Raw genomic sequence first — 26746 nt, 5'->3', positions numbered from 1 at the left:
CCGCGGATTCTGGGGGTAAAAACCGGCGCACGGCGCGGTTCGGGGCAACGGATTTGCCACCGAAAGTAACGTAACTATCGATCAGCCCTGCGCTGTGGACGGCAGGTAGCGCGCCAGGTACCGCCCGGTGTGGCTGGCCGGGTTGGCGGCCAGGTCTTCGGGCGTTCCCTCACCCACCACGGTGCCGCCACCGGCGCCGCCTTCGGGGCCCATGTCGATGATCCAGTCGGCCGTCTTGATGACGTCCAGGTTGTGCTCGATCACGACGATGGTGTTGCCCGCGTCGCGCAGCTGGTGCAGCACCTTGAGCAGCAGGTCGATGTCAGCGAAGTGCAGGCCGGTGGTGGGCTCGTCCAGGATGTAGAGCGTGCGGCCGGTGTCGCGCTTGCTCAATTCCTGCGCGAGCTTCACGCGCTGGGCCTCGCCGCCCGAGAGCGTGGTGGCGGCCTGGCCCAGGCGGATGTACGACAGGCCCACGTCCAGCAGCGTCTGCAGCTTGCGCGCGATGGTCGGCACGTCCTTGAAGAAGGCGAAGGCGTCTTCCACCGTGAGGTCGAGGATCTGCGCGATGTTCTTGCCCTTCCACAGGACTTCGAGCGTCTCGCGGTTGTAGCGCTGGCCGTGGCAGATGTCGCAGGGCACGTACACGTCGGGCAGAAAGTGCATCTCCACCTTCACCACGCCGTCGCCCTGGCAGGCCTCGCAGCGGCCGCCGGCCACGTTGAAGGAAAAGCGCCCGGGCCCGTAGCCGCGTTCCTTGGCGGTGTTCACCTCGGCCATCAGTTCGCGGATGGGCGTGAACAGGCCGGTGTAGGTGGCGGGGTTGCTGCGCGGCGTGCGGCCGATGGGGCTTTGGTCGACGTTGATGACCTTGTCGAAATACTCCATGCCCTCGATGGCCTCGTGCGGCGCGGGCTCGTCGTGCGCGCGGTAGAGCTGGCGCGCCACGGCGGCATACAGCGTGTCGTTGACGAGCGTGCTCTTGCCGGAGCCGGAGACGCCGGTCACGCAGGTGAGCAGGCCCACGGGGAACTCCACGCTCACGTTCTTCAGGCTGTGGCCCGTGGCGCCAACCACGCGCAGGGCCTGCAGCCGGCCCTGGGTGGCGCGGTGCTCGGCCTGGCGCTCGGCGCGCTGCTCCGCGCGGCGCTTGCTGGCCTCGGTTTCAGGGAAGCGCGATTTGCCCTTCTTCGCCGCTTCGGGGGCCGTGGGGGTGCCCTCCATCACGGGCAGCCACGGCGTGCGGCGCGGGGGAACGGGGATGGACAGCGTGCCCGACAGGTACTGGCCGGTGAGCGAATCGGGATGGCCGCGCACCGCGTCGTAGGTGCCCTGCGCCATCACGCGGCCGCCATGCACGCCGGCGCCGGGGCCCATGTCGATCACGTGGTCGGCGGCGCGCATCATGTCCTCGTCGTGCTCGACCACGATCACGCTGTTGCCGATGTCGCGCAGGTGCTGCAAGGTGGCGATCAGGCGGTCGTTGTCGCGCTGGTGCAGGCCGATGCTGGGCTCGTCGAGCACGTACATGACGCCGGTCAGGCCCGAGCCGATCTGGCTGGCCAGGCGGATGCGCTGGGCCTCGCCGCCCGAGAGCGTCTCGGCGCTGCGGTCCAGGCTCAGGTAGTTCAGCCCCACGTCGTTCAGGAACGTGAGGCGCGTGCCGATCTCGCGCACGACCTTGTCGGCGATCTCGGCCTTGGCGCCGGTGAGCTTGAGCTGCGAGAACCAGGCGTGCGCGTCGGCCAGCGTGGCGTGGCTCACCTCGTAGATGGCACGGGCCTGTTCGCCCTCGCCCACCTTCACGTGGCGCGCCTCCAGCCGCAGCCGCGCGCCGTGGCATTCGGGGCAGGGCTGGGTGCTGCGGTAGCGCGCGAGTTCTTCGCGCACGACCACCGAATCGGTCTCGCGGTAGCGCCGCGCCATGTTGGGCAGGATGCCTTCGAAGGGGTGCTTCTTGACGATGGCCTTGCCCTTGTTGGCGCCGCTGTCCAGCACGTAGTTGAAGGCGATCTCCTCCTCGCCCGATCCGTACAGCACGGCCTGCTGCACCGGCAGGGGCAGCGATTCGTAGGGTGCCTCCACATCGAAGCGGTAGTGCCTGGCGAGGCTCTCCAGCATGGCGAAGTAGTAGCCATTGCGCCGGTCCCAGCCCTTGATGGCGCCGCTGGCCAGGCTCAAGGACGGAAAGGCCACCACGCGCGCGGGATCGAACACCTCCTGCTGCCCGATGCCGTCGCAGGCCGGGCAGGCGCCCATGGGCGAGTTGAACGAGAACAGGCGCGGCTCCAGCTCGGCCAGCGAATAGCTGCACACGGGGCAGGCGAACTTGCTGGAGAACAGGTGCTCCTGGCCGCCATCCATCTCCAGCGCCAGCACGCGGCCGTTGCCCTCCACGCCGCCCACGCGCAGGGCCGCCTCGAAGCTTTCGGCCAGGCGCTGCTGCATCTCGGCGCGCACTTTCAGGCGGTCGATCACCACGTCCACGTCGTGCTTTTCGGTCTTCTTGAGCTGCGGCAGGCTTTCGTATTCGTAGATGGTGCCGTCCACCCGAAAGCGCACATAGCCCAGCGCCTGCATCTGCGCGAAGAGTTCGGTGAATTCGCCCTTCTTGTCGCGCGCGACCGGGGCCAGCACCATGAGGCGGGTGTCCTCGGGCAGGGCCAGCACGGCATCCACCATCTGGCTCACCGTCTGGGCAGCCAGCGGCAGGCCGTGGTAGGGGCAGTACGGCGTACCGGCGCGCGCGTACAGCAGGCGAAGGTAGTCGTGAATCTCGGTCACCGTGCCCACGGTGGAGCGCGGGTTGTGGCTGGTGGCCTTCTGCTCGATCGAGATGGCCGGCGACAGGCCCTCGATCAGGTCCACGTCGGGCTTGTCCAGCCGGCCCAGGAACTGCCGCGCATAGGCCGACAGGCTCTCCACATAGCGGCGCTGGCCCTCGGCATAGAGCGTGTCGAACGCCAGGCTGGACTTGCCCGAGCCCGACAGCCCGGTGATCACCACCAGCTGGTTGCGCGGGATGTCCAGGTCGATGTTCTTGAGATTGTGCGTGCGCGCCCCGCGGATGCTGATGCGCGCCTGCTGCAGGGCGGCGCCCAGGTAGCGGCCGGCGGCCGGCGCCGCAGGGGCGTCGCCATCGTCGGCGGGCCGGGAGAAGGGGGAGTGGTTCACGGTGGGCGCGGCTCTGGGCGGGGAAACCCACCATGATAGGCCACGCCCCCGGCGCCGGCCGTCCGCAGGGCCACCCGGCCCCTGCTGCCGGGCGGGGGGCGGTCCGGCGGCGGGCCTGAAAACCATTTGCTCCTTATTTAATAGCAATCAGGGCAATGAATCCGCCGGCATGGTGGCCTTTTTGCCCGCAGCGGCGAAAACGGGTTCGCCAAGCCGTCAATGCCTGCGCGGTGGCGCCGGTTCCGGCCTGCGGGCGATGGGCGAGAATCGCGGCTTTGGCTTCAGGCCCTCAGCGCACCCACCGTGCCGGATTCCTCCACCCACCTTCCAGGTCCAGGCGCCACCGCCTCGCCCCCGTCCAACGCCACCGCCATGACGCCGCTGGAGCGCCGCTCCAGCCTCGCGCTGGCGCTGATCTTCGCGCTGCGCATGCTGGGGCTGTTCCTCGTGCTGCCCGTGTTCGCGCTCGAAGCGCGCAAATACCCGGGCGGCGACGATCCCGCGCTCGTCGGCCTGGCCATGGGCATCTACGGCCTCACGCAGGCGGTGCTGCAGCTGCCTCTGGGCATGGCGTCCGACCGCTTCGGGCGCAAGCGCGTGATCGTGCTGGGCCTGGCCGTGTTCGCCGCCGGCAGCCTGCTGGCGGCGCTGGCCGACTCGCTCACCGGGCTGCTGGCCGGCCGGGCGCTGCAGGGCGCGGGCGCAGTGTCGGCCGCCGTGACGGCGCTGCTGGCCGACCAGACGCGCGATGCCGTGCGCACCAAGGCCATGGCGCTGGTGGGCGGCAGCATCGGGCTGATGTTCGCCGTGGCGCTCGTCGCCGCCCCCGTGCTGGCCGCGCACATCGGCCTGGCGGGCCTGTTCGGGCTGACCTGCGCGCTGGCGCTGGGCGGCATCGCCGTGGTGCTGTGGGTGGTGCCGCCCGAGCCCGCGCGCCATGCCGACGCCCCGCGCGGGCGCCTGGCCGAGGTGTGGCGCCATGCCGACCTGCTGCGGCTGAACCTGGGCGTTTTCGTTCTCCACACGGTGCAGATGGCCATGTGGGTCGCCGTGCCCGCGCTGCTGGTGCAGGCGGGGCTTCCCAAGGCCGCGCATTGGCAGGTGTACCTGCCCGCCGTGGTGCTGTCGTTCGCCGCGATGGGCGGGCTGTTCGCGCTGGAGCGGCGCGGCCGCCTGCGCGAATCGCTGCTGGCCGCCATCGGCCTGGTGCTGCTGGTGCAGCTGGGCCTGGGCGGCGTGGCCGCGGCCGGCGCCGTGCCCGCGCTGTGGGCGCTGGGGCTGCTGCTGTTCGTGTTCTTTTGCGGCTTCAACGCGCTGGAGGCCAGCCAGCCCAGCCTGGTCTCGCGCATGGCGCCGCCGCGCCTGCGCGGCGCGGCCCTGGGCACCTACAACACGCTGCAGTCGCTGGGCCTGTTCGCCGGGGGGGCCCTGGGCGGCGCGCTGGCCAAGTGGGCCGGCACGCCGCAGCTCTTTGCCGTGACGGCGCTGCTGTGCGCGGTGTGGCTGGCCGCCAGCTGGGGCCTGCGGCCGGTGGGCCGGCAGGCGGGCGGCGCACCGGCGGGGCACTGAGCGCGCCTGCGCCGCCCGGCCTTTCCACTTTTTTCTCTTTTCAGCCCAGCCGCTGGCGCAGCCGCGCGACGGCGCTGTGCACGGTGGTGAACACCGGCAGCCCCGTGGCCGCCTCGCATGCGCCCCGGGCGCGCGCCATGCTGAATTGCGCGAGCGCGATGCGGCGGCAGCCCTGCGCCTGCAGCGCAAGTGCCTGCTGGGCGATGAGCCGGTCGTGCAGCGCCGCATCGCCCCGGTTCAGCGCGTCGAGCGCGCCGTCGGCCAGGGCCGTGTGCAGCGCCACGTGCGCAGGAAACTCCGGCGGCATGGAGGCCAGCGTGGGCGCGAAGGTGGCGATCAGGCCCACGGCCCCTTCGCCGGCGGCCTGCGCGATGTCGTCCACCATGGCCTCGTTGGGCTTGAGCACCGGCAGCCCCGCATGCCGGCGCGCCACCGCCTCGATGCACGGCCCGAAGGCCGAGCAGGTGAACAGCAGCGCATGGGCGCCCGTGCCCACAGCGTAGTCCGCCAGCCGCAGGAACCGGTCGTGCATGGCCGCATCCAGCCCCGCACCCGAGCGCGCCAGGTCGGCCGAGAGGCTGTCGTCCAGCAGGTTCATGCGCAGCGCCTCGGACCACTGCTGCGCGAAGGCGGCGTTGATGGGCTCGACGGAATGCGGCAGGGCATGGATCAGCGCGATGCGCGGCGGTGCGGATGCGGATACGAGGCTGGGTGCGGTCATGGGAAGGGGGCTCAGATGCCCTTGGAGCTGGGGTTCTGGAACGCGTCGCGCGTTTCGGCATTCAGCGGGTAGCGGATGTTGATGTTCTTGGGCGGAATGGGCGACATGAACCAGCGCTGGTACAGCGCCTCCATTTCGCCGGACCGCATCATGGCACCGACCACCCGGTCCACCAGCGCCTTGAACGGCGGATCGTCCTTGCGGAACATGAGCGACTGGTTCTCGGTGCGCAGGCTCTCGCCCACGATGGCGAAATCCTGCGGCTGGCGCGCATTGGCGATCTGCCCTGCGAGCAGGATGTCGTCCAGCACGAAGGCGGCGGCGCGGCCACTCTCCACCAGCAGGAAGGAGTCGGTGTGGTCCTTGCCCGACAGGTGCGTGATCTGCAGGGCCTGGCCCTTGTCGGCCTCGCGCAGCAGCCGCAGCGAGGTCGTGCCCGCCGTGGTCACCACGGATTTGCCCTGCAGGTCCGCGATGCCGCGGATGCCGGAATCGGCCTTGACCAGCAGGCGCACGTTGTAGCGGAAGATGTCGGGCGAGAAAGCCACCAGCTTTTGCCGCTCCACCAGGTTGGTGGTGGAGCCGCACTCGATGTCCACCGTGCCGTTCTGCACTAGCGGAATGCGGTTGGCCGAGGTGACGGCCTGGTACCTCACCTCGATGGCGGGCATCTTCAGTTCGGCCTTGACCGCCTCCACGATGCGGTGGCAGATGTCGATGCTGTAGCCCACGGGCCGCAGGTTGCCATCCAGGTACGAAAAGCCGAACGACGACTCGCGGTAGCCGAAGGTGATGGCACCGCTTTGCTGGATTTTGCCCAGGGTGCCGCCGGCCGCAGGCGCCTCCTGGGCGAAGGCCGCCGGGGCGGCCAGGGCCGCGCACGACAGAAAGGCGGCCAGGAGGCGGCGCGGGAACGAAAGGGACGGTGCGACGGGCATGGCAAAGGCTCCTTCAGGAACGAGGGATGGAATGGGAGGGAGAACGGAACGACGGGGAAGGGTGACGCTCAGGCCAGCCCGGCCGTGGCCTGCCCGATGGCGTGCGCCAGCAGGTCGGCGATGGCCTGCAGGTCCTCGCGCGTGGCGATGTACGGCGGCGCGAGCAGCACGTGGTCGCCGCGCAGGCCATCCACCGTGCCGCCGAACGGATAGCACAGCAGGCCCGCATCCATCGCGGCCTTCTTGACGCGCGCATGCAGCCGGAGCGCGGGGTCGAACGGGGCCTTCGTTGCGCGATCGGCCACCAGCTCGATGCCCCAGAAGTAGCCCCGCCCACGGATGTCGCCCACGTGGGGGTGGTCACCCAGCGCGCCGCGCAGCATGCGCTCGAACACCGGCGCATCGCCCTGCACTTTCTGCAGCAGGCCGTCGCGCGCGATCACCTGCTGCACCGCCAGCGCGGCGGCGCAGGCCACCGGGTGGCCCAGGTAGGTGTGGCCGTGCTGGAAGAAGCCGCTGCCGCGCGACATGGCCTCGACCACGCGCCCCTGCGCCAGCACCGCGCCGATGGGCTGGTAGCCCCCCCCCAGGCCCTTGGCCACGGTGATGAGGTCGGGCACCACGCCCTCCTGCTCGCAGGCGTGCAGGGTGCCGGTGCGGCCCATGCCGCACATCACTTCGTCCAGGATCAGCAGCACCCCGTAGCGGTCGCACACCGCGCGCACCGCCTGGAAGTAGCCCGGCACCGGCGTGAGCACGCCCGCCGTGGCGCCGCCCACCGTCTCGGCCACGAAAGCGATCACGCGGTCCGCGCCCTGCGCGAGGATGGCGGCCTCCAGTTCCGCCGCCAGCCGCTGGCCGTAGGCCTGCGGAGACTCGCCGTCGCGCATCTCGCGGTACGGGTAGCAGGGCGACACGTGCGTGGCCGGCACGAGCAGCGGCGCGAACGGCGCGCGCCGCCAGGCGTTGCCGCCCACCGCGAGCGCGCCCAGCGTGTTGCCGTGGTAGCTCTGCCGCCGCGCGATGAAGTGCGTGCGCTGGGGCTCGCCCCGCTCCACGAAATACTGCCGCGCCATCTTGAGCGCGGCCTCCACGGCCTCCGAGCCCCCGCTCACGAAATAGGCATGGCTGGTGCCGGCCGGCGCGCCGCGCACCAGCGTCTGCGCCAGCTCCTCCGCCACGTCGGTGGTGAAGAAGCTGGTGTGGGCGTACGCGATGCGGTCGATCTGCCGGTGCATGGCGGCGATCACGTCGGCATGGCCATGGCCGAGCGAGGACACGGCGGCGCCGCCGCTGGCATCCAGGTAGGTGCGGCCGCTGGCGTCGCGGACCACCATGCCCTGCGCGCCCGCGGCGACAGGGGGGGTCTGGTGGAGATGGCGGTGCAGGACGTGGGTCATGGCGGGGCGTGCAAGGTTCGGTGGCGGCGGGGCGGTCGACGGATCAAAAAATCCATGCTCCATTAATTTGGAACAAATATACCAATGCCAGCGAAAATTGCAACACGCGTTTTTCTTATCGACCGAATGGAACATATGTTCCACACCCCATCCCGCCATTCCTTTCATGCCTGCCCGTGCGCGCTTGCCCTACAGTCGTGCGGTGGCGCCGCACGCTGCGCCGCCCTTTGTTCAGCCCTTGTCCAGGTCCGTTTCCATGAGTCTCAGAGACACCATTCGCCAGCGCCATGCCGGGCTGTCCCCCTCGCTGCAGCAGGCGGCCAAGTTCGTCATCGACCGTCCGAACGAGGTCGTGACCACCTCGATGCGCACCGTCGCCGCGCGCTCGGGCGTGCCCCCGGCCACCCTGGTGCGGTTCGCGCAGCAGCTGGGGTTCGAGGGCTGGCCTGCGCTCAAGGAGGCCTTGGCGCAGGACATGGGCCTGGGCAGCGAGCAATACGCCCCGCGGGCACGCCAGCTGGCCGGGCGTGCCAAGGACCAGTCCCTGGTGGGCGAGATGTTCGACGTGCACCGCCACAACCTGGAACAGACCGAGCGGCAGAGCGCCGTCTCGCTGCCGCGTGCCGCGCGGCTGCTGGAGCAGGCCCGCCATGTGCACGTGGCGGGCTTTCGCGCCTGCTTTCCCGTGGCGTTTTCTTTCGTCTATGTGTACCGGCTGTTTCGCCCCTCGGTCCATCTGGTGGACGGCCAGGGCGGCTCGCTGGAGATGCAGCTGCGCGCGCTGGCCAAGGGCGACGCGCTGGTGGTGGCCAGCTTCGCGCCGTACTCGCGCGAAGCGCTGCAAGCCGCCGAAGCGGCGCGCAGCGTGGGCGCGAAGGTGGTGGCGCTGACCGACAGCGAAGCCTCGCCGCTGTCGCTGCTGGCCCATGAGACGGTGCTGTTCGCCACCCAGAGCCCGTCGTTCTTTCCGTCGATCGCCGCCGCCACGGCGGTGGCGGAATCGCTGCTGGAACTGCTGGCCAGCCGCGCGGGTGCGCCGGGCATCGAGCGCATCGAGGCGGCCGAGCAGCACCTGGTGCGCTCGGGCGCCTACCTGCAGCCGGTCACCCTGCGCAAGCCAGGGGGCTGACGCCCCTGGTGATTCAGGCCACGGTCGAGGCGCTGGCCGCAGCCGGCACCGCCTGCCGGCGCTGCGCCAGCCGGTTGGCCGCGCTCACCACCGCATGCACCGACGCCGTGACGATGTTGTGGTGCAGGCCCACGCCGAAGGTCGCGCCGGGCACGCCGTCGAGGGCCGCCTCCACGATGGCCAGGGCCTGCGCATCGGCGCCGGAGCCGGTCGCGCGCTCCTCGTAGCCGTGCACGCGCAGCGGCAGGCCCAGGGCGTCCACCGTGGCGTCGATCGGGCCGTTGCCCTGGCCCTGCAGGGTCTGGCGCGCGCCGTCGATGGTCACGTCCAGCTCGATGCCGCGGCCGTCGTCGGCCAGCCGGTGGGCATGGCAGACGATGGCGCCGGGCACGCCCGCAGGGGTTTCGAGGTAGGTGGACTGGAACAGCGACCACAGCGTGGCGCCGGTCATCTCGGTCTCGCTGGCATCGGTCTGGCGCTGCACTACCGCGCTGAACTCCACCTGCATGCGGCGCGGCATGACCACGCCGCGCTCGCGCTCCAGCAGGAAGGCGATGCCGCCCTTGCCCGACTGGCTGTTGACGCGGATCACGCTGTCGTAGGTGCGGCCGAGGTCCGCCGGGTCGATGGGCAGGTAGGGGACCTGCCACAGGCCCTCGGGGTCGTGGGCGGCGAAGCCCTTCTTGATCGCGTCCTGGTGCGAGCCCGAGAACGAGGTGAACACCAGATCGCCCACGTACGGGTGGCGCGGGTGCACGGGCAGCGCGGTGCATTCCTCGGCCACACGCGCCACGGCATTGATGTCGGAGAAGTCGAGCCCCGGATGCACGCCCTGCGTGTAGAGGTTGAGCGCCACCGTCACCACGTCGAGGTTGCCGCTGCGCTCGCCATTGCCGAAGAGGCAGCCTTCCACGCGCTGGGCGCCGGCCATCATGGCCAGCTCGGCCGCCGCCACGCCGGTGCCGCGGTCGTTGTGCGGGTGCACCGAGAGCACGATGTGCTCGCGGGGGCTCAGGCGCCGGTGCATCCACTCGATCTGGTCGGCGAACACGTTGGGGGTGGCGTTTTCCACCGTGGTGGGCAGGTTGATGATGATCTCGCGACCCGGGCCCACGCCCCAGGCGGCGATGGCGGTCTGGCAGGCTTCGAGCGAGACTTCCAGCTCGGTCGCGCTGAAGGTTTCGGGCGAATACTGCAGCGTCCAGCGGGTTTCGGGCTGGGCATCGGTCAGGCGCTTCAGGTGCGAGACGTGCTGGTCGATGAACGCCATCACCTGCGTCACGTTCATGCCGAACACCACGCGCCGCCACACGGGCGCGGTGGCGTTGTACAGGTGCACGATGGCGCGCGGCGCGCCGCGCACGGCCTCGACGGTGCGTTCGATGAGGTCGGCGCGCGACTGCGTCATGACCATCAGGGTCACGTCGTCGGGCACCAGGTTCTCGTCGATGAGGCGGCGCACGAAGTCGTAGTCGGTCTGCGATGCGGCAGGAAAGCCCACCTCGATTTCCTTGAAGCCGATGCGCACGAGCTCGTGGAACAGCTTCATCTTGCGCTCGCCGTTCATGGGCTCGAACAGCGCCTGGTTGCCGTCGCGCAGGTCAGTGGACAACCAGATGGGGGCGCGGGTGATGGTCTTGGAAGGCCAGGTGCGGTCGGCCAGCGCGATGGGGGCGATGGGCTGGTACTTGGTAGCGGGCTTGGAAATCATGAGAGGCTCCACGAACGGTGTGTGCCGTGCTGCAAGGCAGCACTGGGGCACGGGTCGAATCAACGGTGAACGGTGAACGACATCCCCTGCAGCCCTCCACCATGGGTGGAGGCTGGTTCGCGGGCCGGGGTCAGGGGGAAATCGGTGTTGCGCTTTTAGGCAACGGTGATGGCGAACGCAGGCAGACCCCGGCCAGGCACTAGGCCTAGCGATAGTGGGGATAGCAGCAGATTGCGTTGCATAGCGGCAAATCCTAGCACAGGACGATCAAATCCCGTCCACAGGGGCCAAAACGCCACAAAAACTGATTAACAATGGGTCATACATTTCGCACGTTCTTGCATTTGCAAAGGGCGTGCCGGTTCTTCTGCATCGGTTCGTCCGGGCGCGTTGGCGCCCTTGTCTGCTGTCTGCCCTCCACAGGAGCACGTTCCATGAAACGCCGTGTATTCACCACCCGCCTGGGCGCCTCGCTGGCCCTTCCCTGGATCGGCTCGGCCGCCCGCGCGGCTCCTCCGGTCGTCGTCGGCATGGTGGCGCCGCTGACCGGAGGCAATGCCGCCGAAGTGGGCAAGCAGGTGGTGCTGGGGGTGGAAACCTATTTTGCCGAGGCGCAAAAGAGCCAGGCATTTCCCGGCCTGGAGGTGCGGCTCGTCGTGGAAGACGATGAATTCAAACCCGAGAAGACGCTGGCCGGCGCCCGCAAGCTGCTGGCCATGAAGCCCGCCGCGCTGATCTCTTTCGCCACCAGCAACACCCAGGCGCTGATCGAGGCGAAGCTGCCGCAGGACAGCGGCGTGCCGCTGTTTCCCACGCGCTCGGGCTCGCAGGTCATCCGCGAGCCGGTGAACCCCTACGTCTTTCACGTGCGCGCCGGCTACAGCACGGAGCTGACCAAGCTGGTCGCGCAGATGGGCGACGCCATCGGCATGACCAAGTTCGCGGCGCTCTACCAGAACGACGCCTATGGCGAAAAGGGCCTGGAGGCGCTCACGGCGGCCCTGTCGAAGCGCAAGCTGGCACTGGTCGCCAAGGAGCCCTACGAGCGCACCTCGTCGGACATCCAGCCCGCGCTGGCCAAGCTGCTCAAGGCCGATGCGCAGGTGATCGTGATGGTGGCGGGCCAAGCCGCGGGCAGCGCCTTCGTGAAGGCCTACCGCGCGGCAGGCGGGCATGCGCAGGTGGTCGGCATCTCCGACCTCGACCCCGTGAAACTGGTGGACGCCGTGGGTGCGGAAAACGCCCGCGGCGTGGGCATGACGCAGGTGTTCCCGGCGCTCACCAACCAGTCGATCCCGGTGGTGCGCGAATTCCGCCAGGCCATGCAGGCAGCGCAGCAGAGCGCCAGCATCGCCTCGCTGGCGGCGTTCGAAGGCTTCCTCGTGGCAAAGACCATCGGCCAGGGAATCAAGGCCGTGCCGCGCAGCGGCAGCGGGGGCGTGGATGGCCGGGCGCTGGCCGAGACGCTGTCGCGCCTGCCGCGCATCGATCTGGGCGGCTACGAGGTGTCGTTCCTGAACAACCGGCGCGAAGGCAGCCTGTTCACGGAAATCGCCATCCTCGACAGCTTCGGGCGCGCGCGCTACTGACCAAAGCCGGGGCCCCTGAGCCCAGGGCATCCCCGCGAAACGAGGCCCGGAGCGGTGCTAAACGCCCGCAGTGGCCTTCGCCACCGCCGCGCCGTGCTGCGCGAACCACTTGCCCAACGCGGGCCGCGCGCAGCGCTGCAGGCCCATGAGCAGGGCATGCGCGGGGTCGGCCACCCCCCAGCGGGTGCGCAGGTCGTGCTGGATGCGGCCCAGCAGCGCCGCGGCCATCTCCGCATCGGCCAGGGCTCGGTGGGCGCGTTCCGCCAGCGGCAGATCCAGGTGGCCGACGATGCTGCCGAGCTTGTGGCTGGGCGCCTCCGGGTACAGGCGACGCGACAGGAGCACGGTGCACGCGAAGGCGTGGGGCGCCGGAAGGTCCGCACACTGCAACTCGGCCGCCCAGAACTTGCTGTCGAACGATGCGTTGTGCGCCACCATGGGCGTGTCGCCCACGAAGCGCGCCGCCTCGCGCATGACCTGCGCCGCATCGGGTGCGGCGGCCACCATGGCGTTGGTGATGCCCGTCAGCTGCGTGATGAACGGCGGAATCCACGCGCCGGCGTTCATCAGGCTCTGAAAGCGGTCCACCACCTGGCCGTTGTCCAGCAGCACGATGGCCACTTCGGTCGCCCGCGCGCCCTGGCCGGGTGAGATGCCCGTGGTTTCGAAATCGATGACGGCGATGAGGGACATGGCGGGGCGGCAAAGGGTCGGCGTGCGGAATGCCCGCATTTTCGGCGAAGTGCCCGGACCGGCCGGCGCGAAGGCGCCGCCAAGGCCGCGCGGCAGGGGCTCACTCTGCGTCGCCGTCCCCACCGCCAGCCCTGCCCCGGTCCGACAGCGCCTGCGCCACGAAATCGACGAAGGCCCGCACCCGCGCCGCGGACTGGTGGCGCTGCGGGTACACCGCGTGGATGTCGGCATCGGGCGTGCTGTAGGCGGGCAGCACCGGCACCAGCTGCCCGCTTCGCAGGTGGCGCTCGATGTCCCACTCGGCCCGCATCAGGATGCCGTGCCCTTCCAGGGCCCAGCGCACGGCGATCTCGCCGTCGTTGGTGGTGAGGCTGCCGCGCGTCTTCACCGACTCGGTGACCGCACGGCGCCCGCGGCCGCGCGTGAGCCGCCACACGCCGTAGGCCTCCTCGCCCTGGCGGATGCCCAGGCAGTTGTGGTGCACCAGGTCGTTGGGCACCTTCGGCGTGCCGTGGCGCGCCAGGTAGTCGGGCGATGCGCACAGCAGCCGCCGGTTGTGCGCCAGGTGCCTGGCGATCACGCGCGCCTCGGGCGGCGCGCCGAATCGGATGCACACGTCGAACGCATCGTCGGTGAGCGCAGGCGGGTTCACGGACAGCTGCAGTTGCACCTGCACCTGCGGGTGCAGGCGCGCGAAGCGCGAGATGAGCGGCGCGATGTGGCGGCGCCCGAACCCCAGCGTGGCATTCACCCGCAGCAGGCCCTTCGGCGTCGCGCGCGACAGGCCCAGCAGCTCTTCCAGGTCGTGGATCTCGCCCAGGATGCGGCGCGCGTGCGCCAGATACAGCTCGCCCTCGGGCGTGAGGCCCATGCGGCGCGTCGTGCGGTTGACCAGCGGCACGCCCACGCGCGCCTCCATCAGCGCCAGGTGCTTGCTGACGGCCGGCGTGGTGATGCCCAGCTCGCGCGCGGCGGCGCTCAGGCTGCCGCAACTGGCCAGCACCGAGAAGAATCCCAGGTCGGCCGGCTGGATGGCGGGAAGGGCGTGGGCGGCAGGCATGGGCAGGCGGCAGGAAAAAACCGGGTGGGCGGGCGGCTGGATTGTTGAATCCAGGTGAACAATGGTTTCACTATAGCCCCGCGCCGAAAGGCCGGCGGTGCCTAGAGTGGCGCGGTCCCCAACGCTTTTCGACCGAACCACCCATGACCACCTACGCCATCGCCACCATTCCCGGAGACGGGATCGGCAAGGAAGTGATTCCCGCCGGCCGCCAGGTCCTGCAGGCCCTGGCCGCCACCGACGAGACGCTGCGCTTCGAGTTCGAAGACTTCGACTGGGGCGGCGACCACTACCGCGCGCACGGCGCCATGATGCCGGCCGACGGGCTGGACGCGCTGCGCGGCAAGGACGCGATCCTGTTCGGCTCGGCGGGCGATCCGCACATTCCCGACCACATCACCCTGTGGGGCCTGCGCCTGAAGATCTGCCAGGGCTTCGACCAGTACGCCAACGTGCGGCCCACGCGCATCCTGCCGGGCATCGACGGACCGCTCAAGCGCTGCACGCCCGAGCAGCTGGACTGGGTGATCGTGCGCGAGAACTCGGAGGGCGAATACTCCGGCGTGGGCGGCCGGGTGCACCAGGGCCACCCGATCGAGGCCGCCACCGACGTGTCGATCATGACCCGCGTGGGCGTGGAGCGCATCCTGCGCTACGCCTTCCAGCTCGCCCGGTCGCGCCCGAGACGGCAGCTCACCGTGATCACCAAGAGCAACGCCCAGCGCCACGCGATGGTGATGTGGGACGAGATCGCGCTGGAGGTCTCGCGCGACTTTCCCGACGTGGCCTGGGACAAGGAGCTGGTGGACGCCGCCACGGCCCGCATGGTGAACCGCCCGGCCACGCTGGACACCATCGTCGCCACCAACCTGCATGCCGACATCCTGAGCGACCTGGCCGCCGCGCTGGCGGGCAGCCTGGGCATCGCACCGACCGGCAACATCGACCCCGAGCGGCGCTATCCCTCGATGTTCGAGCCCATCCACGGGTCGGCCTTCGACATCATGGGCCAGGGCCTGGCGAACCCGGTGGGCACGTTCTGGTCGGCCGTGATGCTGCTCGAACACCTGGGCGAGGCGGACGCCGCCCGGCGCCTGATGCGGGCCATCGAACACGTCACCGCGGACCCGGCCCTGCACACGCGGGACCTGGGTGGCCAGGCCACCACGGCCCAGGTCACGCAGGCGGTGTGCGACCACCTGGCCGGCACCCGCCAGGCGCAGCGGCGGGCCGCCTGAAATCCTTTTCTTTCATTCATCCGTTCCTTCCTTCGCCCGACCGCGTAGCGGCGGGCCATCCCCCAGGCGCCGCAGAGCGCTCTCCCAGGAGACCAGCATGGCCCCGAAACTTTTCCCCGCGCGCCGGCGGCGGCAGGTGCTGCTGCACGCTTTCGCGGCCGCCCTCCCGGTGCTGGCCAGCAGCAGCGCCCTCGCCCAGGCCGCCTGGCCCACCAAGACCATCAGCCTGACGGTGCCCTTTCCCGCAGGCGGCACCACCGACGTGCTGGCGCGGGCGCTGGCCGACCGGCTGACGGTGTCGCTCGGCCAGCCCGTCATCGTGGAAAGCCGCCCGGGGGCCGGCGCCACCATCGGCGCCGACTACGTGGCCCGGTCCAGGCCCGACGGCTACACCCTGCTGATGGGCGCGGTGCACCACACCATCGCCACCAGCGTGTACAAGAAACTGCCCTACGACTTCCAGAAGGACCTGGCCCCCATCACCACGGTGGCGCTGGTGCCCAACGTGCTGGTCGTGCACGCCGACAACCCGGCCAGGACCGTGGCCGACCTGGTGGCCCAGGCCAGGGCGCAGCCGGGCAAGCTGACCTTCGGCTCCAACGGCAACGGGACCGCGCAGCACCTGATCGGCACGCAGTTCCAGGGCCTCACCGGCACGTCGCTCGGCCACATTCCCTACAAGGGCAGCGGCCCGCTGGCCACCGACCTGCTGGGCGGCCAGATCACCATGTCGTTCGACACCATCACGCCCGTGCTGCCGCACATCAAGGCCGGCAAGCTGCGGGCGCTGGCGGTGTCCACGCTCCAGCGGTCCTCCGCCCTGCCCGACGTGCCGACGCTGGACGAGGCGGGCCTGAAAGGCTTCGACCTGGGCACGTGGTTCGGCGTGCTCGCCCCAGCGGCCACGCCAAGGGACATCCTGGACCGGCTGAACGCCGAGATGGTGAAGGTGATCCAGTCGCCGGAGTTCCGCAAGCGCATGGCCGACATCGGCGCCGAGCCGGTGGGCAACACCCGCGAGCAGATGGCCCAGCAGATCCGCAGCGAAACCGAACGCTTCGCCCGGCTGGTGGCGGACGCGAAGGTGGTGATCGACTGACGCCGCCGCCGCGCCTCGCGCCCGATCAACCGGCGGCGCGGGGGTGCTCCAGGAAGAACCGCAGCATCTGCGCCGTCGCGTCCACCCCGCGCGGATCGGTGTAGCTGCCCCGCGCGTGGCCCCCGGCCCAGGCATGGCCCGCGCCGTTGAGTTGCCAGTGCTCGGCCACCACCGCGCCCGGGCCGCTGCCCGGTGCGGCGCGGTACACGGTGCGCGTGTAGCGCTGGCCACCGGGGCTCTGGCCGGTTTCGGCCTCGGGCCGGGCACCGGGCGCGGACCTCAGCGCCGCAGCCAGCAGCTGCTCGCCATTGCGGGCGTGCACGGTCTCGTCGGCATCGCCGTGGAACACGATGAGCGGCGGGGCACCGGCCCCGTCCTCGTGGGCGGGGGACGCCGGGCCGGGCGTGCCCTTGGCGCCGCTCTTCATGGCCGACAGCGCGCCCATCACGTTGTGCGCGGCGCCGGCCTGCAGGCCCGAATGCACGCCCACGGCCGCGAACACATCGGGGTATTCGCGCGCCAGCAGCGCGGCCATCGCACCGCCGGCGGACAGGCCCGCCACGTACACGCGGCGGGCATCCACGGGGTGGCGCGCCATCGCATCGCGGACCATGGCGACCAGCGTGGCGGGCTCGCCGTGGCCGCGCTGCTGGTCCTGCGGACGGAACCAGTTCCAGCAGCCGTGGGCGTTGGCGCCCTGGGCCTGCGCGGGGTACAGCACGAGCGCATTCGCGGGCGCGGCGGCCTCGTTCATGCCGGTGCCGAGGGCGAAGTCCTGCGGGTTCTGCGTGCAGCCGTGCAGCATGAGCACCAGCGGCATCGGCGTGCCCGCGGCCGCGCCGGGGGGCACGCTGAGGTAGTAGTGGTCCTGCGGCGCGCCGGCCGGGCCGGCGAAGGCCACCCGTGTGAAACTGCCAGGGGATTCGGCTCTCGCGTTGCGAGGCGACGGTGACGGCGATGGCCGGTGCGCGTCCGGCGCCGGGGCGGCCGGCCGGTCGACGACCACCGCGTCTTCCACGTCGGGCGCGCCGAAGGGGGCCTTCCATGCCGCCGCGGCGGGGCTGCTGGGCGCCGCGCCGAAGCGCTCGCGCCAGGCCGCCACACGGCCGGCGGCAGCGCTTCCCGCCGCGGTGGCTGCGGCCGTGCCTTGGCCGGCCAGGGCCTGCTGGATGGCGCGGGTGGCATCGGCGAGCTGGCCGGTGCGCATCAACGGGGTGACCTCGTTCAGAAGCTGCTTGACCTTCTTGTTCCAGTCCATGGGGAATCCTTTCGAAAAGCGGGCCGCGGGGGCCCTGGCGTGCGGGGGCGGCACCGGGGCCCCCAGGGGCGCTGCGTGCCTCGTTCGTCTCGTCGTGTCTCTTGTCTCGCCGCCGCCTTCGAATCGGGCCGGTCTGCCATGGTGGTCCGGTCGCCAGCGCCGAAGGCGCGGGTCCGTCCCTTGTCGTCGTGTCCACCGGCGCGTGCCGGTGGATGTCAGCCGATGCGGCCGGCCAGCGCGGCCTTGACCGCCGCGCTGGCGTGCAGCGCCCCCAGCACATGGACCGAGGCGATGGTCGCCTGGGCCAATGCAGGGGGCACGTCGTCGTCGATGGTGCACAGGCCCAGCACGCGGATCTCCAGCGTCTGCCCTGCGGCCTGGACGGCCTCCAGTTCGGCCCGGCCGAACCGCTGCAGCCCCAGCACCAGCGTCTTGCGGGCCACCACCTGCCGCACCGCATCGGCCTGCGCAACCAGCTGGTTGCGGATCGCGGTGCGGATGAAGTCCGTGCGGTTCGAATAGAACCCCTCGGACACCAGCAGGTCGATATGGCCCAGGTCCACATACCCCAGGTTGATCGTCACCTTCTCCGAATCGGGAACCTTGTTGCTGCGCTCGAGTGCCGTCGTTGCCATAAAAACCTCGTTTTTCCATCCCATTGGATGGTAAATGGATGGTCTATGGAATCTTTCAAGGGCATCCGACCAAAATAAAGGGGCCCGAAGGCCCCTGTCATTGCCAGGGTGCAGCGGGCTTCAGCCGGCGCCGCGCCCGCCCCCGCTGCCTGCCGCGCCCTGGCGCGACTGCACCTGGTTGCCGCTGCCGATGTGCGCATCACGGTCGTGCCGGCTTTCCGGCGTGCGCTGGGCTTCGTTCTTTTGGGTGGGCTCCTGGTTGCCTTGGCGGTTGTGGTCGTTTTCCACTTTGCCCTTGCCGGGCTCCTGCTTGTCGTTGGCCATGGTGTGTCTCCTTGCGAACGGGGGAATGAAACGATGGGATCGATGGGGGGCGAAAAAGCCGCGCTCAGGACAGCGACAGTTCCTTGTGCTCGCCCATGTCCTTGGGCGGGTTGCCCGTGACGGCCGCCTTGGCCATCTTGAACAGCTGGGTCATCTTGCTTTCCTTGACGTCCCAGTACTCGGCGTGGCTGATGTGGATGGCCAGCAGCACGAGGTTGGGGTCGTTCACGCCGTCCGGAAACCAGGCCTTCGCCATGGGCGACCACAGCGCCTCTTTCTTGGCGATGTCTTCGATGAAGCCGGCCGCGCCGGACAGCGAAACGTAGCTGTCCTTCTCGGGGTTGGAGTAGGTCACGTTGACCTGGCTGTCCGAGCGCAGGCGTTCGAACAGCTCGCCGTCGCGCGGGATGAAGAAGAACAGTTGCGACTGTTCATCGATGTCCTTGTTCTGAGTCGTCAGGGGGTGGGCATGCAGCATGCCGCTGGCGGCGCGGTGCGTGAGCATGCCGAAGCGGATGTCCTTGATCAGCCGCCACAGCGTGGCATGGGGGGAAGTGGTGTCGTCGTTGCTCATGGGTGTCTCCGGCAAGCAGGGAAGGAGGCCGAACGCCGCGCGCACAGGGCGCTCGGCGCGGGAGGGAGGTCCCAATGTAGAGGGGCCCTGCTGCGCCCACGGTCGGCTCGCGGCCCGGGGCCCTGTGGGGCATGTCCGACATCTCCGCGCGGGCCGGGCTCAGGCCGCTGGGCGCCGCTCCAGCGCAAACGGCGGCAACCCCTTCAGCAGCCGCTGCCCATACGACGTGCGCACCAGCCGCTTGTCGTAGCAGTACACGTGGGCGCGGTCTTCCTCCGTGCGGATCGCGCGGCCCACCCACTGCGCCAGGCGGATGGCCGTGGCCGGCACCACCAGTTCGCTGAACGGGTCGCGCCCCGCCGCCCGCAGCCATTCGGCGCGCGACTCGCCCACCGGGTCGTCGGGCGGCGCGAACGGCAGCTTGGTGATGAACAGCGATTCGCACAGCGCGCCCGGCAGGTCCAACCCCTCGCCGAACGACTGCATGCCGAAGATGATGGACGGCTCGCCGCTTGCCACGCGCTCGCGGTGGCGCGCCAGCAGCTGGGTGCGGGGCAGCGCGGTCTGCACCAGCACGCTGCCGCGCATGGCGGTGGGCAGCGCATCGACGGCCTGGCGCATCTGGTCGCGCGAGGTGAAGAGCACCAGCGCGCCGGACTCGACCATGGCCAGGTCGGTCAGCAGCGCATCCACCATCTCGGCGGTGAAGGCCTGGGCCTCGCGCGGGTCGGCCACGGTCTCGGTGGCGATCAGCGTGCCCTGCAGCGCGTAGTCGAAGGGGCTGGGCACCTCCAGGGTGGTGACGGTCTCGTCGCCGAACAGCCCCGCCTCGCGCAGGAAGAAGTCGAACTGCCCGCAGCTCGTCAGCGTGGCCGAGGTGAGCACCGCCCCGCGCACGGCCGACCACAGGTGGTGGCGCAGCGTGTTGCCCGGCAGGATGGGGCTGGCGTGCGCCTTCACGACGATGAAGTCGCCCTCCACCTCCAGCGTGAACCATTTGGCGGCGGGCACGGCGCCCTCGGGCGCGTCCTGCAGCAGCAGTTGCGCGGTGGCGTGCACGCCCTCCAGCCGGGGCGCGAGCGCGCCGACCTGGGCATAGAGCGTGGACAGGCGCCGCGCCTCGTCGGGCTTGTCGCGGATCTCGGCGCGCAGGGCCTTGGCGATGGCGCGCAGCGCGTTCAGAAAGCCCTCGGCGTGGTGCGCCATCTGGCCCAGCGGCTCCACCAGCGCCTCGGGCAGCACGCCGCCGGCCACGCGGGCCCGGGTGGGCATGCCGGGCGCCTGCGGGCGGGCACGGCCGCCCCAGGCCGGCCTGGGGGCGCGCAGCTGCTCGCCGTACACGTCCATCACCAGCCGGGCCACGTCCTGCAGCGCGGCGCGCAGGCGCGCGGAATGGTTGGGGATGTCGGCGATCTCCTCCACCTCGACCAGCGCGCCAATGCGCAGCGCGCGGCTGGCCAGGCGGTCGATCCAGGTCAGGCGGGACAGGTCGGCCTCGCACGCGAACTGGTCGAGCGCGGTCGCGGGCAGATGGTGCGCCTCGTCCAGCACCAGCAGGCAGTTGTCCAGCTCGGGCAGCAGCCGCGCGCCCAGCGAGGACAGCAGCAGGTCGTGGTTGGCCACGATGACCTGCGCGGCCACCAGCGCCTTGCGCCGGTCGTAGTAGGTGCACTGGCTGAAGGCCGGGCAGTGCTTGCCGGTGCAGGAACTGGCCTCGGCCGCCACGGGGCTCCACACCTCGGACTCGGGCGGCACCTCCAGGCTGTCGCGGTCGCCGTCCCAGGCGCCCTTGGCGAGCACGTCGGCCATGGTGGCGTAGAACTTCATGCGCGCCTCGGTCTCCTGGCGTGGTCGGGCGGCGCGGGTGGCGGCCTCTTCCTCGGCGAAGAGGTCCTCCTCCTCCGGCGAATGGGCCTCGCCCGTGCCGGCGAGCCGCTCCAGCTTGAGCTTGCACACATAGCGCCCGCGGCCCTTGGCCAGGGCGAACTTGAAGGGCTGCTCCATGCGCGCGGCCAGGGCCGGGAGGTCCTTGTTGACGAGCTGCTCCTGCAGCGCCACCGTGGCCGTGGAAATCAGCACCCGCGTGCCGCGCGAGATCGCCATGGCGATGGCCGGCACGCTGTAGGCCAGCGACTTGCCGACCCCCGTGCCCGCCTGCACGACGGCGATGGAGCGCGTGGGCGGCGGCGCCTCGCCGTCGGGCCCCTCCTCCACCTTGCCCAGCTGCGCCACGCTGAAGGTGTGCGCCACCTGCTCGGCCATGCGCCGCTGGCCGGCGCGGCTGCGGAACCCCTCGGTGGCGCCCACCACCGCATCGAAAGACTGCAGGGCCTGCGCGGCCCATTCCTGTTGAGACATACAGTAGTGTGGCATGCCCGGGCCGGCCCCGGAAACGGTTCGGGTTCTCGGCAGGGCACGGCGCGCGGTCGCTAAACTCCCGGGGCGTCCCTTCGTTCCCCACCCCTCCAACCGACCGAACGAGACCCCCATGGCAGAACACCTGGCCTCCATCACCTGGCAGCGCGGCAGCGACGCCTTCCTGGACCGGCGCTACCACCGCGCCCACCAATGGCAGTTCGACGGCGGGGCCACCGTCGCCGCGTCGTCCTCGCCGCACGTCGTGCCCCTGCCCTACTCCGACGCAGCCGCGGTGGACCCGGAGGAGGCCTTCGTCGCGGCGCTGTCGAGCTGCCACATGCTGTGGTTCCTGGACCTGGCCTGCCGCGACGGCTGGCGCGTGGACCACTACCGCGACGACGCCGTGGGCACGATGGCGCCGGACGACCAGGGCCGCCCCGTGGTCGCCCACGTGCAGCTGCGCCCCGTCACCCGCTTCGACCCGGCCCACGCGCCCAGCCAGGAGGCGCTGGAGGCGCTGCACCACCGGGCGCACGCGGCGTGCTTTCTCGCCAACTCGGTCCGCACGCGCATCGACTGCGCGCCTGTGCTGGAAACGGCGGACGCGGCCTGAGGGGCTTCGATCCCGCCGTGGATTGCGCGCGGGGCCGGCACCGCCGCGGCGGGCGGCCGCGTGCCGAAGCACCACCCGGTTGCTATTCAATTAATAGCAATACGCCTTAGTATTGATTGCGCCAGCGGCCTGAAAGGCTTCAAATCGCCCCCGCCGTCGCCGGCTGTGCGCACCCGCCTACAGACGCCGCCGGAGGGCTTTCCTAGCATCGAGGCCATGCCTTTCCGGCACAGCCACACGACAGGAGCCCCGCAATGTCCACCCCCCGCGATTCCCTTTCAGAGACCCCGGTGCCCGAACGCAAGGAGCGCCGCGTCGACACCACGCAGTCGCACCCCGCCCCCGACGCCGACAGCAAGAACCCCGACGGCCCCGAGCCCCGCCTGCCGCACGAGCGCGATCAGGCGGTGGAGATGACCGGCGGCGAGCCATCCGAAGAGATGCAGCAGGCCTACAAGGACGTGCAGCGCGGCCTGCAGGACACCGACCGCGGCAAGCCGGCCCACGAGGCCTACCAGAAGCAAAAGCGCTGAGCGGACGGCGGGGCCACGCAAGCGCGCCGGCGCAGCAGCAGCAGCAGCAGCAGACCCCTCGCCCGCCCCCGTCGTCACTCCAGCATTTCCACCCGCAGCCGCACCGGCGCCTGCACGCACAGGCCCGGCACCTCGCGCAGTTGCTCCAGCACCGCCTGCACCTGCGCATCGGCGGCCTCGTGCGTGAGCGCCAGCACCTGGTCCACGGCCGCATCGCCCTGCGCAGCCACTACGGCGTGCACCTTCAGCGATTGCACCGCCACCCCAGCGCGCGCCAGGTGCTCCGACACCACCCCGATGGCATCCGCCCGCCCCGCCGCCACCGGCACGCGCAGGTAATGCCGCGTGCGCACATCCCCGATGGACTTCACCGCCCGGTCCTGCTGCGCATGCGGATGGAACGCCAGGTGCGGCACGCGGTGCGCGGCGCTGCCGTCGGCCGCCAAGCGCGCCACGTCCACCAGATCGGCCACCACAGCCGACGCGGTGGGCTCGGACCCTGCGCCCGCGCCGTAGTACATCGTCACGCCGCAGGCATCGCCCTTGACCAGCACCGCGTTCATCGAGCCGTCCACCTGCGCCAGCAGGTGCCGTGCGGGCACCAGGGCGGGGTGCACACGCAGCTCCACGCCCTGGTCGTCGCCCTCGCCCGCCTCCAGATTCCGGCGCGCCATGCCCAGCAGCTTGATGCGAAAGCCCAGCGCTTCGGCGCACGCCACGTCGATCGCCTGCAGCCCGCGGATGCCCTCCACGTGCGCCCGCTCGAAGCGCACCGGCATGCCGAACGCGTTGGCCGCCAGCAGCGTGGCCTTGTGCGCGGCGTCCACGCCGTCCACGTCGAACGACGGGTCGGCCTCGGCATAGCCCAGCGCCTGCGCCTGGCCGAGCGCCGCCGCGAAGTCCAGCCCCTCGTCGCGCATCTGGGTCAGGATGAAATTGGTGGTGCCGTTGATGATGCCGGCCACCCACTCGATGCGGTTGGCCGTGAGGCCCTCTCGCAGCGCCTTGACGATGGGGATGCTCACCGCCACCGCGCCCTCGTAGGCCACCGCCACGCCGCGCTGCTGCGCCGCCGCGAAGATCTCGTTGCCGTGCACCGCCAGCAGCGCCTTGTTGGCCGTCACCACGTGCTTGCCGTGCGCGATGGCCGCCAGCACCCAGTCGCGCGCCGGGCCGGTGCCGCCAGCGGCCTCCACCACCACGTCCACGCCGGGGTGGGTCGCCACGCGCAGCGGGTCGTCCGTCAACTCCACGCCCTCGGCGCCGTCCAGCACGGCCGCGGCCCGCGCCAGGTTGCGCGCCGCCACGGCCACGATCTCGATGCCCCGGCCCGCGCGCCCCGCAATGGCGGCCTGGTTGCGGCGCAGCACCCGCCAGGTGCCGGCGCCCACCGTGCCGATGCCGATCATGCCCACGCGCAGCGGACGCTGCGTGGGGATGGGCGCGCGGGCCTCGCCGGGGCCGGCGGACCAGGGACTCAGGTGGGGGTCGTTGAACATGCTCACTCTCTCCAGAAACGGGCCACAAAACGGCCAACAAAAAACCCAGCTGCCAGGCTGGGTTCGTTCGGGGAGGGAATGACACCAGGTGGCCGCCGGGACGGCCACCCTGCACCAGGGCTAGGTCGCCGCGGTGGTAATGGTGGTAATCATTCGTGCGTTCATCCGGGCCCGCGCGGTGGCGGGCGTCACCGCGGCGCGACCCGGGCGGGCAACGCGAGCGACGGTGGCAAAGGAAGAACGGCACGACATGGGCGGCAAGTGTACAGGACGCGACGCACGCCCCACAACCACCGCCTCGATGCTATTTAATTGATAGCACAATGCCCTAGTATCGATTGCGCTGGAGGCCATTTCGGCTCCAATGCGCGGCGCCGGCCGCGCGGGCGGCACGGCGCCTGCCGTCAGGCCTGGAGCGTGGCGGTCAGGGTGATCTCGGGCACGCTCGCCAGGGCCTTGGACAGCGGGCAGTTCGCCTTGGCCTCGGCGGCGATCTTCTGGAACTGCGCCTCGTCCACGCCCGGCACCTTGGCCGTCAGCGCGAGGGCGATGCGGTCGATCTTGAAGCCCTCGCCCTCCTTGGCCAGCCGCACCTTGGCGGTGGTGTCGAGGGTCTCAGTGGAAATGCCGGCCTTCTCGCAGGCGAACGCGAAGGCCATCGTGAAGCAGGCCGCGTGCGCCGCGCCCACGATCTCTTCCGGATTGGTGCCCTTGCGGTCGTCGCCGAAGCGGCTGCCGAAGCCATAGGGGTGCTGCTTGAGCGCGCCGGTCTCGGTGCTGATCTGGCCCTGGCCGGTCTTGCCAGCGCCTTCCCAATGGACGGATGCGGATTTTTCGGACATGCGGTGCTCCTTGTGCGTGAACAACTAAACAAACAAGACGCGATCACAACATGCAAGGAACCGATCGCGGGTGGGTCCAGCGCCCCGACGCCTGACGCGATTTGTCCTACAGCACCCGCGGGCAGCCCTCAGCCGGTGCGCACCATGCCGATCGCATCGAACGGACAGCGCACCGCACACAGCGCGCACCCCGTGCAGGCCGGCGCATCGTGCAGCACCGACTGCTTGCGCCCCCACGGCTGCGGGCCCGGCACCTGCAGCGACAGGACATGCGGCGGGCACACGGCCACGCACCAGCCGCAGCCGGTGCAGCGGGCGGGGTCGATGCGGGGCAGGGCCTTGCGCGGGGCGTTCATCGCAAAACGAAGAAGAAAAGAAAACGGAGAAGAAGCGGAAGGAACGCGCAGGATCTTGCCGCTTCCTACCGTGCAGGCACAAGCAGGTAGCCCCCTTCGAATCTGGGAGACTGGGCATCCACGCGCACGCAGGTCCTCTGCCGACCCTGGTGAGTGCACTGCGCGACCTCCAGGCCCGCGCCCGCCTTTCTGAGCCGATCCATGTCGGCCAACAGCATCTGCCGCTCGGCGCGCAGTGCCTTCAGCTCTCTTTCGGTCGGAGACAGGTAGGCCATCGCCGCCGCGATCAGGACCACCACGGCCAGTGCCCCCGTGCAGGCATACGCCAGCATCTTCCACTGCAGCGTTTCCTGCGCCGCTGCGAAGGTCCTCGTGGCCTCGGCGGCCGCCGCGTTCGCCTGGGCCCAGGTGGCGGTCATCTTCGCCGCGGCTTTTTCCGCGGCCGGCTCGAGCACCGTTTCGATGGCGGTGCCCACCGTCACAGGCAGCCGGTCGCTGGCCCGCTTCAGCGCGTCCGAGGCCTGGCGCGACTGGACCACGGAGGCATCGGCCTTTTGCTGCAGCACCGCCGCCTGTTGCATCAGCGACTGCAGCATGTCGGACAGCTGGTGGATGCGCTCCACGCTGCGTTGTGCATCGTTCATCACAGAGACAGGCCTTTCCCCTGGGGCTTGTGCTCCAGGGCGCGCTCCTGCGCGATGCTGGCGCTCCGCTCGTCCGCCTGCTGCCGGTGGACCTGCAGTTCCTGGCGCAGCTCCCGGATGCTTTCGAGCGCGATGTAGTGCAGCGTCCCGTCCTGGCCCACAGACACCAGCAGCCCCGATGAGGACGTGCCCGACTTGCCGGAGAAAGCGGCCACCGCGTCCAGATAGCGCTGGATGAGGGCATCGGGAAACTCCTCGGCCTGCGCCTTTCCCACGGTCTCCGCCAGCGATTGCGTGAATGCTTGAAAGTCGAGTGGAGGGCTCTGGCCCCCCGCGAAGTCCAGGTAGGGGCAGACCCGGGTGCGCCAATCCAAGGGCCCCTTGGAGGACTCCACGTACCAATGGATGGCGCGGGACACCTGCTGCAGCGCCGGCTCGTTTTCAAGCGACAGCTTGAGGGTGTCGAGCTTGTCCGACTCCTTGTCGCTGTTGTTGGACGCCCGCTTGAACTCGATCAGCCGGACGACGCCTGGATAGCGGAGCAGCACATCCCCCAAGGGACCGTCGAGCGGCGTCTGCTGGAGCAGGTTCACCACCCCTGGCAACGGCTTGTCCGGAAACCGCCGCCCGATCACGAGCCCCAGGCTGTAGAGGAAATTGCCGATCAGGATGTTTTCGTAGGGGTCTTTCATTTCGTCTACCTCCCTGTGTTTTTTGGTCATTCAATTGACGCGGACTTTAACCAACGCGTCATACAACTTTTGATCAACTCGTTTCTTGGAATAACCT

General features: G+C 70.3%; 24 protein-coding genes. 7 read left to right on the top strand and 17 right to left on the bottom strand.

Translation table 11 applies throughout. The features are described from left to right. Positions 1–81: 81 nt before the first annotated feature. Positions 82–3102, bottom strand: a complete 3021-nt coding sequence (uvrA, locus tag AVME950_RS16190; protein WP_284430715.1) for an excinuclease ABC subunit UvrA — start codon at positions 3100–3102, stop codon at positions 82–84. Between the two features lie 444 nt (positions 3103–3546). Between uvrA and AVME950_RS16185 the strand changes: the two genes are divergently transcribed. Beyond that, positions 3547–4743: an MFS transporter gene (locus AVME950_RS16185; protein ID WP_284430714.1), complete on the top strand. Its 1197-nt coding sequence runs from the start codon at positions 3547–3549 to the stop codon at positions 4741–4743. A 40-nt stretch (positions 4744–4783) separates the two neighbouring features. Here AVME950_RS16185 and AVME950_RS16180 read toward each other — a convergent pair whose 3' ends face one another. The 3 genes from AVME950_RS16180 to AVME950_RS16170 form a co-directional block, all read right to left on the bottom strand. Beyond that, a complete protein-coding gene (locus AVME950_RS16180) occupies positions 4784–5464 on the bottom strand; it encodes an aspartate/glutamate racemase family protein (RefSeq protein ID WP_284430595.1) in 681 nt (226 codons plus the stop codon). 11 nt (positions 5465–5475) lie between these two features. Further along, positions 5476–6402 (bottom strand): transporter substrate-binding domain-containing protein, encoded by a 927-nt coding sequence (locus AVME950_RS16175; RefSeq protein WP_284430594.1) that lies wholly within the window; start codon positions 6400–6402, stop codon positions 5476–5478. Between the two features lie 68 nt (positions 6403–6470). Further along, complete coding sequence (locus AVME950_RS16170) at positions 6471–7802, bottom strand: aspartate aminotransferase family protein (RefSeq protein ID WP_284430593.1); 1332 nt, start codon at positions 7800–7802, stop codon at positions 6471–6473. A 256-nt stretch (positions 7803–8058) separates the two neighbouring features. Between AVME950_RS16170 and AVME950_RS16165 the strand changes: the two genes are divergently transcribed. Then, the gene (locus AVME950_RS16165) at positions 8059–8931 is read left to right on the top strand and encodes a MurR/RpiR family transcriptional regulator (RefSeq protein ID WP_272566430.1); all 873 of its coding nucleotides are present in this window, start codon (positions 8059–8061) and stop codon (positions 8929–8931) included. A 13-nt stretch (positions 8932–8944) separates the two neighbouring features. Here the strand turns inward: AVME950_RS16165 and leuA are convergent, their stop codons facing one another. After that, entirely contained in the window at positions 8945–10642 is a 1698-nt protein-coding gene (gene leuA / locus AVME950_RS16160) for a 2-isopropylmalate synthase (protein ID WP_284430592.1), read from the bottom strand. 434 nt (positions 10643–11076) lie between these two features. On the opposite strand from leuA, the gene AVME950_RS16155 reads away from it, so the two are divergent. Next, the gene (locus AVME950_RS16155) at positions 11077–12231 is read left to right on the top strand and encodes an ABC transporter substrate-binding protein (protein ID WP_284430591.1); all 1155 of its coding nucleotides are present in this window, start codon (positions 11077–11079) and stop codon (positions 12229–12231) included. Positions 12232–12288: 57 nt separating this feature from the next. On the opposite strand, the gene AVME950_RS16150 is transcribed toward AVME950_RS16155, so the two are convergent. Continuing rightward, complete coding sequence (locus tag AVME950_RS16150) at positions 12289–12924, bottom strand: 3'-5' exonuclease (protein ID WP_284409848.1); 636 nt, start codon at positions 12922–12924, stop codon at positions 12289–12291. Positions 12925–13024: 100 nt separating this feature from the next. Further along, a complete protein-coding gene (locus AVME950_RS16145; RefSeq protein WP_284430590.1) occupies positions 13025–13984 on the bottom strand; it encodes a LysR family transcriptional regulator in 960 nt (319 codons plus the stop codon). 143 nt (positions 13985–14127) lie between these two features. Here AVME950_RS16145 and AVME950_RS16140 point away from each other — a divergent pair, with 143 nt between their 5' ends. Together AVME950_RS16140 and AVME950_RS16135 are read left to right on the top strand one after the other, a co-directional pair. Beyond that, a complete protein-coding gene (locus AVME950_RS16140) occupies positions 14128–15222 on the top strand; it encodes a tartrate dehydrogenase (RefSeq protein ID WP_284430589.1) in 1095 nt (364 codons plus the stop codon). A 97-nt stretch (positions 15223–15319) separates the two neighbouring features. Then, positions 15320–16321, top strand: coding sequence for a Bug family tripartite tricarboxylate transporter substrate binding protein (locus tag AVME950_RS16135; RefSeq protein WP_284430588.1), 1002 nt, complete (start codon positions 15320–15322; stop codon positions 16319–16321). A 25-nt stretch (positions 16322–16346) separates the two neighbouring features. Here AVME950_RS16135 and AVME950_RS16130 read toward each other — a convergent pair whose 3' ends face one another. The 5 genes from AVME950_RS16130 to dinG form a co-directional block, all read right to left on the bottom strand. Then, entirely contained in the window at positions 16347–17579 is a 1233-nt protein-coding gene (locus AVME950_RS16130) for an extracellular catalytic domain type 1 short-chain-length polyhydroxyalkanoate depolymerase (RefSeq protein ID WP_284430587.1), read from the bottom strand. Positions 17580–17794: 215 nt separating this feature from the next. After that, positions 17795–18214, bottom strand: a complete 420-nt coding sequence (locus tag AVME950_RS16125) for a ribbon-helix-helix domain-containing protein (protein WP_284406565.1) — start codon at positions 18212–18214, stop codon at positions 17795–17797. Positions 18215–18334: 120 nt separating this feature from the next. Beyond that, positions 18335–18538 (bottom strand): hypothetical protein, encoded by a 204-nt coding sequence (locus AVME950_RS16120; protein WP_284430586.1) that lies wholly within the window; start codon positions 18536–18538, stop codon positions 18335–18337. A 64-nt stretch (positions 18539–18602) separates the two neighbouring features. Beyond that, positions 18603–19112, bottom strand: coding sequence for a pyridoxamine 5'-phosphate oxidase family protein (locus tag AVME950_RS16115; protein ID WP_284400527.1), 510 nt, complete (start codon positions 19110–19112; stop codon positions 18603–18605). Positions 19113–19271: 159 nt separating this feature from the next. Then, positions 19272–21470: an ATP-dependent DNA helicase DinG gene (gene dinG, locus AVME950_RS16110; protein WP_284406568.1), complete on the bottom strand. Its 2199-nt coding sequence runs from the start codon at positions 21468–21470 to the stop codon at positions 19272–19274. 130 nt (positions 21471–21600) lie between these two features. Here dinG and AVME950_RS16105 point away from each other — a divergent pair, with 130 nt between their 5' ends. Both AVME950_RS16105 and AVME950_RS16100 read left to right on the top strand, forming a co-directional pair. Further along, on the top strand, positions 21601–22083 hold the full coding sequence (locus AVME950_RS16105; protein WP_272566414.1) for an OsmC family protein: 483 nt from the start codon (positions 21601–21603) through the stop codon (positions 22081–22083). Positions 22084–22337: 254 nt separating this feature from the next. Then, positions 22338–22616, top strand: a complete 279-nt coding sequence (locus tag AVME950_RS16100; protein ID WP_284400525.1) for a hypothetical protein — start codon at positions 22338–22340, stop codon at positions 22614–22616. A gap of 74 nt (positions 22617–22690) precedes the next feature. On the opposite strand, the gene AVME950_RS16095 is transcribed toward AVME950_RS16100, so the two are convergent. From AVME950_RS16095 to AVME950_RS16075, 5 genes are all read right to left on the bottom strand, one after another. Beyond that, positions 22691–24115 (bottom strand): homoserine dehydrogenase, encoded by a 1425-nt coding sequence (locus AVME950_RS16095; protein WP_284430585.1) that lies wholly within the window; start codon positions 24113–24115, stop codon positions 22691–22693. 404 nt (positions 24116–24519) lie between these two features. Next, positions 24520–24957: an OsmC family protein gene (locus AVME950_RS16090; RefSeq protein ID WP_284430584.1), complete on the bottom strand. Its 438-nt coding sequence runs from the start codon at positions 24955–24957 to the stop codon at positions 24520–24522. 128 nt (positions 24958–25085) lie between these two features. Continuing rightward, a complete protein-coding gene (locus tag AVME950_RS16085) occupies positions 25086–25313 on the bottom strand; it encodes an ATP-binding protein (RefSeq protein WP_272566411.1) in 228 nt (75 codons plus the stop codon). A 65-nt stretch (positions 25314–25378) separates the two neighbouring features. Then, entirely contained in the window at positions 25379–25957 is a 579-nt protein-coding gene (locus tag AVME950_RS16080; RefSeq protein WP_284430583.1) for a hypothetical protein, read from the bottom strand. Beyond that, positions 25957–26649, bottom strand: coding sequence for a hypothetical protein (locus AVME950_RS16075; RefSeq protein ID WP_284430582.1), 693 nt, complete (start codon positions 26647–26649; stop codon positions 25957–25959). Before AVME950_RS16075 ends, AVME950_RS16080 begins: the two co-directional genes overlap by 1 nt. Between the last annotated feature and the right edge of the window lie 97 nt (positions 26650–26746).

The sequence above is a fragment of the Acidovorax sp. SUPP950 genome, assembly GCF_030158935.1.
GTDB lineage: Bacteria > Pseudomonadota > Gammaproteobacteria > Burkholderiales > Burkholderiaceae_C > Paracidovorax.
The sequence above is the reverse complement of the archived record's forward strand: the minus strand, read 5'-3'. Positions and strand labels throughout refer to the sequence as shown.

What these genes read in the sequence shown, in the direction of transcription:
- AVME950_RS16165 (WP_272566430.1), top strand. Translation starts at nt 8,059, where the DNA reads ATGAGTCTCAGAGACACCATTCGCCAGCGCCATGCCGGGCTGTCCCCC.
- AVME950_RS16145 (WP_284430590.1), bottom strand. Translation starts at nt 13,984, where the DNA reads ATGCCTGCCGCCCACGCCCTTCCCGCCATCCAGCCGGCCGACCTGGGA.
- AVME950_RS16140 (WP_284430589.1), top strand. Translation starts at nt 14,128, where the DNA reads ATGACCACCTACGCCATCGCCACCATTCCCGGAGACGGGATCGGCAAG.
- AVME950_RS16125 (WP_284406565.1), bottom strand. Translation starts at nt 18,214, where the DNA reads ATGGCAACGACGGCACTCGAGCGCAGCAACAAGGTTCCCGATTCGGAG.
- AVME950_RS16175 (WP_284430594.1), bottom strand. Translation starts at nt 6,402, where the DNA reads ATGCCCGTCGCACCGTCCCTTTCGTTCCCGCGCCGCCTCCTGGCCGCC.
- AVME950_RS16180 (WP_284430595.1), bottom strand. Translation starts at nt 5,464, where the DNA reads ATGACCGCACCCAGCCTCGTATCCGCATCCGCACCGCCGCGCATCGCG.
- dinG (WP_284406568.1), bottom strand. Translation starts at nt 21,470, where the DNA reads ATGTCTCAACAGGAATGGGCCGCGCAGGCCCTGCAGTCTTTCGATGCG.
- AVME950_RS16135 (WP_284430588.1), top strand. Translation starts at nt 15,320, where the DNA reads ATGGCCCCGAAACTTTTCCCCGCGCGCCGGCGGCGGCAGGTGCTGCTG.
- AVME950_RS16090 (WP_284430584.1), bottom strand. Translation starts at nt 24,957, where the DNA reads ATGTCCGAAAAATCCGCATCCGTCCATTGGGAAGGCGCTGGCAAGACC.
- leuA (WP_284430592.1), bottom strand. Translation starts at nt 10,642, where the DNA reads ATGATTTCCAAGCCCGCTACCAAGTACCAGCCCATCGCCCCCATCGCG.
- AVME950_RS16115 (WP_284400527.1), bottom strand. Translation starts at nt 19,112, where the DNA reads ATGAGCAACGACGACACCACTTCCCCCCATGCCACGCTGTGGCGGCTG.
- AVME950_RS16080 (WP_284430583.1), bottom strand. Translation starts at nt 25,957, where the DNA reads ATGAACGATGCACAACGCAGCGTGGAGCGCATCCACCAGCTGTCCGAC.
- AVME950_RS16120 (WP_284430586.1), bottom strand. Translation starts at nt 18,538, where the DNA reads ATGGCCAACGACAAGCAGGAGCCCGGCAAGGGCAAAGTGGAAAACGAC.
- AVME950_RS16075 (WP_284430582.1), bottom strand. Translation starts at nt 26,649, where the DNA reads ATGAAAGACCCCTACGAAAACATCCTGATCGGCAATTTCCTCTACAGC.
- AVME950_RS16105 (WP_272566414.1), top strand. Translation starts at nt 21,601, where the DNA reads ATGGCAGAACACCTGGCCTCCATCACCTGGCAGCGCGGCAGCGACGCC.
- AVME950_RS16185 (WP_284430714.1), top strand. Translation starts at nt 3,547, where the DNA reads ATGACGCCGCTGGAGCGCCGCTCCAGCCTCGCGCTGGCGCTGATCTTC.
- AVME950_RS16085 (WP_272566411.1), bottom strand. Translation starts at nt 25,313, where the DNA reads ATGAACGCCCCGCGCAAGGCCCTGCCCCGCATCGACCCCGCCCGCTGC.
- AVME950_RS16130 (WP_284430587.1), bottom strand. Translation starts at nt 17,579, where the DNA reads ATGGACTGGAACAAGAAGGTCAAGCAGCTTCTGAACGAGGTCACCCCG.
- AVME950_RS16150 (WP_284409848.1), bottom strand. Translation starts at nt 12,924, where the DNA reads ATGTCCCTCATCGCCGTCATCGATTTCGAAACCACGGGCATCTCACCC.
- AVME950_RS16170 (WP_284430593.1), bottom strand. Translation starts at nt 7,802, where the DNA reads ATGACCCACGTCCTGCACCGCCATCTCCACCAGACCCCCCCTGTCGCC.
- AVME950_RS16100 (WP_284400525.1), top strand. Translation starts at nt 22,338, where the DNA reads ATGTCCACCCCCCGCGATTCCCTTTCAGAGACCCCGGTGCCCGAACGC.
- AVME950_RS16155 (WP_284430591.1), top strand. Translation starts at nt 11,077, where the DNA reads ATGAAACGCCGTGTATTCACCACCCGCCTGGGCGCCTCGCTGGCCCTT.
- AVME950_RS16095 (WP_284430585.1), bottom strand. Translation starts at nt 24,115, where the DNA reads ATGTTCAACGACCCCCACCTGAGTCCCTGGTCCGCCGGCCCCGGCGAG.